The sequence below is a fragment of the uncultured Planktosalinus sp. genome, from assembly GCF_963973675.1.
Classification (GTDB): domain Bacteria; phylum Bacteroidota; class Bacteroidia; order Flavobacteriales; family Flavobacteriaceae; genus Planktosalinus.
In genome coordinates this window covers 1-1,914 of the sequence record NZ_CAXBAN010000439.1, presented here as the reverse complement: position 1 = coordinate 1,914, position 1,914 = coordinate 1, and the positions used below count along the sequence as shown (strand labels likewise).

2 protein-coding genes and 1 pseudogene are annotated in these 1,914 nt (G+C 37.2%); all 3 read left to right on the top strand.

Going from position 1 to position 1,914, the window contains the following annotated elements; all coding sequences use genetic code 11:
• A pseudogene (locus AACY61_RS13100) lies at positions 1-795 on the top strand (peptidoglycan-binding protein LysM); the annotation flags it as partial.
• A 17-nt stretch (positions 796-812) separates the two neighbouring features.
• Positions 813-1,346, top strand: coding sequence for a DUF922 domain-containing protein (locus tag AACY61_RS13095; protein ID WP_339612027.1), 534 nt, complete (start codon positions 813-815; stop codon positions 1,344-1,346).
• A 122-nt stretch (positions 1,347-1,468) separates the two neighbouring features.
• On the top strand, positions 1,469-1,699 hold the full coding sequence (locus tag AACY61_RS13090) for a DUF3820 family protein (RefSeq protein WP_339612026.1): 231 nt from the start codon (positions 1,469-1,471) through the stop codon (positions 1,697-1,699).
• Positions 1,700-1,914: the final 215 nt, after the last annotated feature.

The window sequence follows — 1,914 nt, the reverse complement described above, 5'->3', positions numbered from 1 at the left end:
CAAACCTTGGTAGAACGAACAGCATCTGAATTGTCCGCACAAAACATCCCGGTCATTTCGCCTTTGAGTAACCGACAAGGTAAAATGTACCCCAACTTTATCCAAAGTATCCCGCAAAACCATCTGCTGGAAAACAAAATGCTTTCTTATCTAACAGCTAACAGCATAGGTAAAAAATTGATTTTAATAACAGATCAGGCGGGAACTCCAAAAATACAACGCATTCAAAACTTGTTTCCCGGAATTGTAACAATAAAACCAAGAGACGGTAACTTCTTCAGGACCGAAGACATCTCCTCAAAAATTAATAAGGAATCCGAAAACTGGATTGTTCTTGAATCCAACAACATTTCAGTTGTAAGTAGTGCCATAGGAGTATTAAACAGCTTGAGCAGAAGCACCAACATTCAATTGTATACAACCGATAAAAATGAGGCGTTTGATTTCAGGGAAGTTTCAAATATGCACCTGGCAAACCTTGACTTCACCTACCCATCTTGGAATAAAAATGTTGACTTTACGATGGAAAGTGATTTTATTAATGAATACAAATTACGTTACGGAATCCTGCCTAACCGCTTTGCAATCAGAGGATTTGATGTTACCTATGATGCCCTGTTGAGAATCGCTACAGCCGAAAACTTATTTGAAGCCAATGAATCCATTGAAGGAGAATCAATTTATGTGGAAAATAAATTCAACTACGTGCCAAATTCCGCAGGTGGATACAACAACATTGCAGTATACCTTCTAAAATATACCAAAGACCTGCAATTGGTTGAAGTCAATGAATAATATAAAAGCCCCGGCCTATGAAATTTGTTGTGATTTTGGTTTCGTTGTTTTTCCTTTCAGAAGATCCTGTTACTATTCCTTGGAATGAACAACAACTTCTCAGCTGGGAAGATTTTCAAGGTACACCCGATACAAACAGTTCTTTTGCGGCCTTGACACACTCAGGAATTGTATTTAACTACGGGGTGACAATTGAAAATAACAACATCCTACTCACAACAGAAGTTGAAGCATTTTTCTATCCCGAAATGTCCTGGGCAAAACCCGATAAAATCAATAACCATATTTTAAAACACGAACAGGCACATTTTAACATCACCGAGCTATACGCCCGAAAACTGCGAAAAGCTTTTGCTCAATATAAGGTAACTAAAAACTATCAAAAAGACCTCCCCGCCATCTTTACAAAACTAAATCAGGAGCGCCGTCAAATGCAGGCAAAGTTTGATAAAGAAACAAACCACTCCATCGATGTTGAAAAAGAACAACTCTGGCAACAATACATTCAAGAAGAACTTAAGAAACTGCAAAACTGGAAACAGATTACCTAATAGGAATATGCTTTATTTTCAGGAACTATAAAGTTACTAAGTATATTTTTCCAAAGACATCTTAGGTCCAGCGTCTTGCTGTCAAATGTCATTAAAAAAAGTCAATAAAAAACGTAAGACCATTGAACCCAAACCCAAAAAAGCTTATTGAACTGGCACATTACAAGATGCCTTTTGGCAAATACAAAAATGTTGACCTGATCGATATACCAGAATATTATTTTGTGTGGTTCAAACAAAAGGGGTTCCCAAAGGGCAAACTGGGTCAAATGATGGAGCAAATGTATGAAATCAAACTTAATGGCCTCGAAGAGTTGATCCGGAACATCAGGCGAACCCATCCCGAACAATAGGCAATGGGTTTCCTTTTAGATAAACAAAAATTCATTACCGTGTATCATTTCTTCTTTGTATTTTTGCGCATTGAAAAAATAACTGAAAGTGGTTTTTATTCGTCTAAATTCAACTTTCTGAAAGCTAATGTCTGAAATTTAACTTCTAAAATGGCCAATACCAAGTATATCTTTGTCACGGGAGGCGTGAGTTCTTCACTCGGAAAGGGTATCAT

Excerpts from the sequence above, each read along its gene's own strand:
- AACY61_RS13095 (WP_339612027.1), top strand. The coding sequence starts at position 813 with ATGAAATTTGTTGTGATTTTGGTTTCGTTGTTTTTCCTTTCAGAAGAT.